This is a genomic window from Shuttleworthella sp., from assembly GCF_057251025.1.
This window is the reverse complement of sequence record NZ_DBHIDN010000040.1, coordinates 1-5,468: the sequence shown is the minus strand read 5'-3', so window position 1 is coordinate 5,468 and position 5,468 is coordinate 1. Positions and strand designations below refer to the sequence as shown.

General features: G+C 51.1%; 4 protein-coding genes. All 4 read left to right on the top strand.

The window, feature by feature from the left end; all coding sequences use genetic code 11:
• Positions 1–3: 3 nt before the first annotated feature.
• Positions 4–699, top strand: a complete 696-nt coding sequence (locus ACO5R6_RS07425) for a response regulator transcription factor (RefSeq protein WP_314057934.1) — start codon at positions 4–6, stop codon at positions 697–699.
• Positions 699–1,775, top strand: a complete 1,077-nt coding sequence (locus ACO5R6_RS07420; protein ID WP_485626549.1) for a sensor histidine kinase — start codon at positions 699–701, stop codon at positions 1,773–1,775. Before ACO5R6_RS07425 ends, ACO5R6_RS07420 begins: the two co-directional genes overlap by 1 nt.
• A 283-nt stretch (positions 1,776–2,058) precedes the next feature.
• Positions 2,059–2,742, top strand: a complete 684-nt coding sequence (locus ACO5R6_RS07415) for an ABC transporter ATP-binding protein (protein ID WP_044960713.1) — start codon at positions 2,059–2,061, stop codon at positions 2,740–2,742.
• A 3-nt stretch (positions 2,743–2,745) separates the two neighbouring features.
• The gene (locus ACO5R6_RS07410) at positions 2,746–5,382 is read left to right on the top strand and encodes an ABC transporter permease (protein WP_485626547.1); all 2,637 of its coding nucleotides are present in this window, start codon (positions 2,746–2,748) and stop codon (positions 5,380–5,382) included.
• The last annotated feature ends 86 nt before the right edge of the window (positions 5,383–5,468 follow it).

The window sequence follows — 5,468 nt, the reverse complement described above, 5'->3', positions numbered from 1 at the left end:
GAAATGATACATGTCTTGATTGTGGAGGATGATCCGGCGATTGTAAAATCCCTGGAAGACTTTTTGCGGGGGCAGGAGATGCAGGTGACTTCTGCCGGGGGGCAGGAGGAGGCTCTGCAAAAATTACAGGAGAGGCCGTATGATCTGGTTCTTTTGGATATTACTCTTCCGGATGGCAGCGGCTATTCCGTCTGCAACGCGGTCAAGAGAGACTATCAGACGCCGGTTATTTTTCTGACTGCCTCCGGGGATGAGAACAGCGTGGTGACGGGCTTTGACCTGGGCGCAGAGGATTATATTGCCAAACCCTTCCGTCCCCGGGAGCTGGTCTCCCGCATCCGAAATGTGCTTCGCCATACAAAAAGGCAGTCAAATATCGAACGAGTTCAGGATCTTCGCGTCGATCTTGACAGCGGCCGCGTCTTCAAGGGAGAGCAGGAGCTTAGCTTGTCGGCCATGGAATACCGGCTTCTGGGTATTTTTCTGGAGAATCGGGGCAGGATTCTCTCGCGCAGTCAGCTCTTAGAGGCGGCCTGGGATTTTGCCGGCGATTATGTCAATGACAATACGCTTTCGGTCTATATCAAACGGCTGCGGGAGAAGATTGAAAGTGATCCGCAGAACCCGACCATGATCAGAACGGTGCGGGGACTGGGATATCGCATGGATGGCTCCACGGAATCGGCTGGGGGGAAATGATGAGAGAAGTAAGAGAGTTCCCGTTTGCCCTTCGGGGGAGACACAATCGAAAATCTTTCTGCCTGATGCTGCTGACATCCGCCATCAGCCTGCTTATCATCTGTCTGGTCAGCAGAAGTTTCTTCCCTGGACTTTTGGCGCTTTTGGGAGACCTTGTCCTGATCTTTGTCTGGTATCACCATGTACGGGCTATCGATAAGGAACTGGCCGGCCTGAGTGATCTGGTTGACCGAACTCTGCGGGGAGAATCGAGTCTGTCTATTGATAGTTCTGAGGAGGGAGCCTTTGCGATTTTGACAGGAGAACTGGAGAAGATGGCGGTGCAGCTTCGAACCGAGGCAGATCAGAAAAAGATCGAGAAGCAGAAGATGAGCCGGGCTCTGGCGGATATCGCCCATCAGTTGAGGACGCCGCTGACCGCCCTGAATCTGAATATGGATCTTTTGATGAGAGGAAATCGGAAGATGAATATGGATCTCATGCAGGATCAGAATGAAAGCGCTATGGAATCCAGCAGTCGTCAAATGCATGAGATGAGACGCTGCCTCCTGCGCATGGAATATCTGGTGGAGGCCATGCTCAAGTTGGCAAAATTGGACTCGGGGACAGTGCAGTTCAAGAGAGAGCCTGTTATGCTGAGGGAAATGCTTACAAGGGCAGCAGAGCCCCTTCGCATTCCCATGGAACTCAAGGAACAGAAACTGGTCATTGCGGGTGACGGCAGTTTTATCGGGGATATAGATTGGAGTATCGAGGCGGTCGGCAATATTTTAAAGAATTGTATGGAGCACACGCCGGAGGGAAAAGAGATCCGCGTGTCCATTGAGGATTCTCCCATTGCGGCCAGGATCGTCATTCAGGATCAGGGAGAGGGCTTCTCCTTAGAGGATCAGGCGCGGATTTTCGACCGCTTTTATCGGGGAAAGAATGCCTCGTCTCAGAGCGTCGGTATCGGACTGGCCTTGGCCAGGGAGATTATTCTCGCCCAGAACGGCACTGTTAAGGCTGAAAATATTCCGAAGGGAAAAGGCGGCGGCGCGATGTTTACGATCCGGTTTTATAAGCAGGTTATTTGATAAGTCAGGCTCTTTCACAAGGCAGAGCCCTTGCGCGTAAGCCCTGAGAAGAAGGGATCGGTCAGGACCTTATTGTGCTTTCACAAGTCAGGATCCTGATATGTCAGTCTTCTGCGGTGGAATGATTTCTAACAGTTGCCTGCGAACTGCGGGGAAATGACAGGTCAGTGACAGAATTCGTTGGTTTTCTGTCACTGACCTGTCATTTTGCGTTTCTATACTGAATACAGAAAGCATGATACAGAGATTCAGAGCGATTGCAATCGCAGGAAAGGAGAAATATATGGAGATTCTTCGCGTTGAAAATCTTTCCAAGATCTATGGAAAAGGAAATCAACAGGTGAAGGCCTTGGATGGAGTGTCCTTCTCTGTTGCCAAGGGACAGTTTGTCAGTATTATTGGCCCTTCCGGATCCGGGAAATCGACCCTTTTGCACATCCTCGGCGGTGTGGATCGACCGACCGAGGGAAAGGTTTTTCTCAACGGACAGGATGTCTATGCCAGAAATGACGAGCAGCTGGCTATTTTCCGGCGCAGACAGGTAGGCCTGATCTACCAGTTTTATAATCTGATCCCGGAATTAGATGTGGAGGAAAATATCAGTCTCCCCCTTCTGATGGACGGACGTAAGCCGGATCCCAAGGCCCTGGAAGAAATGATCCACAATCTTGGTCTGGAAGAAAGACGCCATAACCTGCCAAATCAGCTGTCCGGAGGTCAGGAACAGCGCGTATCCATCGGAAGAGCCCTGCTTACCTCGCCCGCCCTCGTCCTGGCCGATGAACCCACCGGAAATCTGGACTCTACCAGGAGCCAGGAGATTGTTACCCTCTTAAGGGAATCGAATCGTCGTTTTCAGCAGACCTTAATTGTCATTACCCATGATGAGAATATTGCCCTGCAGGCGGACCGTATGCTCTCGATTGAAGATGGCCGTATTGTAAGGGATGAGATATTAAGGAGGTAGGACATGCGAATCTTTCGTCAACTGGTCTGGAAATTTCTGCGGGCGAATCGAATGCGAACGGCAGCTACAATTGTCGGTATCGCTCTTTCCATGTCCCTGCTTACGGCAGTGATTGAGGGAGCCGTCAGCGGGGTTCGCTATCTGCGCGAGGTGGAGATAGAGAAAAACGGAAGTTATGACCTCATTCGGTCAGATCTGAATGCCCAGGAGGCAGAGCGTCTGAGTCAATTGGAGGGAGTGAAGCAGTACAGCCGCATCACAGAGGTTGGCTGGGCCAATATTCATTCGACCAATGAGAAGAAGCCTTACCTGCACATACAGTCAGCAGAAGACAACTTGAAGGATCTGATCGCCCTGCACCTGACAGAGGGAAGGATGCCGGATAAGGCCGACCAGATCCTGCTGCCGGAGCACCTGGAGAAGCAGGGAGGCGTCAAATATCAGCTGGGGGATGCTCTGACCCTGCAGGTCGGGACAAGAAGCGTGAGTGGGCAGAGACCCATGGCCAATGCAGCGCTTGGTCACAGGGAAGAGGGGGAGGATGCAAATGAAGCAGAGGAAAAGCTGGTTGATCTTCATGAGCAGACCTACCAGGTGGTAGGCTTTTACAAGAGACCCTCTGCAGATCTGGAAACCTATTCCTGTCCGGGCTATACGGCCCTGACCTGTAGAGCTGCCGGAGACGGAAGATATACGGTAGCTCTTACCATCCGTCAGCCGGAGAAGATTCATACCTGGATGAATGAGCATCCGGATCTGTTAAAAAAGGCGAAAATACACAAGGATCTTCTTCAATTCTATGGGGTGATCAGCAAAGAGAGCTGGCGGATCATGTTCTATGGATTTGTGATTGTTCTTCTTGTAATGGTTGTTTTTGGATCATTTTCACTGATCTATCATGCCTTCTCCATCTCTTTGAGTGAACGCACCCGAAAGTACGGTATGCTTCGGTCGATCGGAGCAACCAGAAGGCAGATTCGGGCATCGGTTTTCTATGAGGCGGGAATTCTGTCTCTGGTCGGTATCCTGTCCGGAATTGTCATCGGATGCCTCGGAATCGGTCTGACCCTTCATTTTTTGCAGGACCTGATTTCTCGTTTCGTTATGAGTACACCGGTTCGCATTCATATGGTCCTGTCGGGAGCAGGGATTGCCCTGTCTGCTCTCATCTGTCTGCTCACAGTTCTCTTGTCTGCTATACTGCCGGCCCGACGGGCGGCTGCCCTGTCGCCGATAGAGGCGATTCGACAGAGCCGGGATATGGAGCTAAAAGCGAAAGACCTGAAGACCGGAAAAAGGTTTCATCATAATTTCGCAGCTATGATGGCTAAGAAGAATTATCGGCGCAATCGCAGACGGAGCCGGACCTGCGTCCTGGCCCTCTTTTCCAGTGTGGTGATCTTCGTATCGGCTTCTGCCTATTCTGCTTATTTAATCAAAGTGACAGATCAGAGAGCAGGAAATGGTCCGGACGTATTTTATTTCTACTCTGTGGATCACATGACGTCGCAGACGGCAGATCTCTGGAAGCAGTACCGGGAAATTGAGGGAGTTACCGGATTTGCGGCTAATCTGAGCCCGCAGAATATCAACAGCTTCAGTGCGGATCGGGCCAATTTCAGTGAGGATTATCAGAAGAAGTTGGCGAAGGAGCAGGAGCCGCAGGCAAATGGACAGCAGAAACAGGTAAATGGGCAGAAAGAGCAATATGAATTTGATGGCCAGTTGAACTTCATAGATGACAAGTCTTTTTCCCAATTGCTCAAGGAAAACGGCTTGTCCCAAGAGGAGTATATGAATACTTCCGCTCCCAGGGGTTTGCTCGTAAACCGCTTCTATTTCAAGGATGTTAAGGGAGAGGAGATGCCGCCATTGATGAAAAAAGAGGCATTCCCACTTCAGATCTCAGGGAAACGCATGCTTAATCTGCAAGGAGAGGACGCACGCTTTGATATCCTGCCTTTGACCATCGGGGCGGAAATTACAAAATATCCCTGGTTTGAAAGTGATATCAACGGAATATATTATCCGGTATCCGCTATGGAGGCTGTTCTCGGAAGAAACAGCAGTGAAAATGGAAGTGGGGGCGTTACTCTGGCCTTTCAGACAAGAGATCACAGCAAGACCGTAGAAGAACTGGAGAAGATGGAGGGGAAGCTGCTTGGCTATCGCGGCTCTGTTTATGACCGTCTTGCGAATGCGCAGACCACGCAGGCGACGATTCTGGTCATCAAGGTATTCGCCTACGGGTTCATCATCCTGATTTCCCTGATCGCCATCACCAATGTCTTCAACATCATGTCGACGGGGATTATCCTGCGGCAGCGGGAGCTTGCCATGCTTCGCTCGGTTGGCATGTCCCGCAGACAACTGGTTCGGATGCTTTCCTATGAATGTATCGGTTACGGGGCACGGGCGCTGGGGCTGGGACTGCCCTGTTCCGTCGGCATTTCCTATCTGCTCTATCGGCTGATTGTGCAGAATGAGTCCCTGCGTCAGATATCCTTCTTTCTGCCCTGGCAGGCAATGCTGATCGCTGTCGCAGTCGTTTTTGCCGTGGTCTTGATTACCATGCGATATGCGGAGCGCAAGGTGTCAAAAGTGAATCTGATCGACGCGCTGAAGGAAGAGGTGGTCTGAGAGGAGATTTGCTCCGGAAGAAATTACAAGTAGGACTCTATGTCACATGTCGGAGCGGGATCCCCGGGGAGCCCGCTCCATTACTG

Bases quoted from the DNA above. Each gene is read 5' to 3' on its own strand.
- ACO5R6_RS07425 (WP_314057934.1), top strand. From the start codon at position 4: ATGATACATGTCTTGATTGTGGAGGATGATCCGGCGATTGTAAAATCC.
- ACO5R6_RS07420 (WP_485626549.1), top strand. From the start codon at position 699: ATGAGAGAAGTAAGAGAGTTCCCGTTTGCCCTTCGGGGGAGACACAAT.
- ACO5R6_RS07415 (WP_044960713.1), top strand. From the start codon at position 2,059: ATGGAGATTCTTCGCGTTGAAAATCTTTCCAAGATCTATGGAAAAGGA.
- ACO5R6_RS07410 (WP_485626547.1), top strand. From the start codon at position 2,746: ATGCGAATCTTTCGTCAACTGGTCTGGAAATTTCTGCGGGCGAATCGA.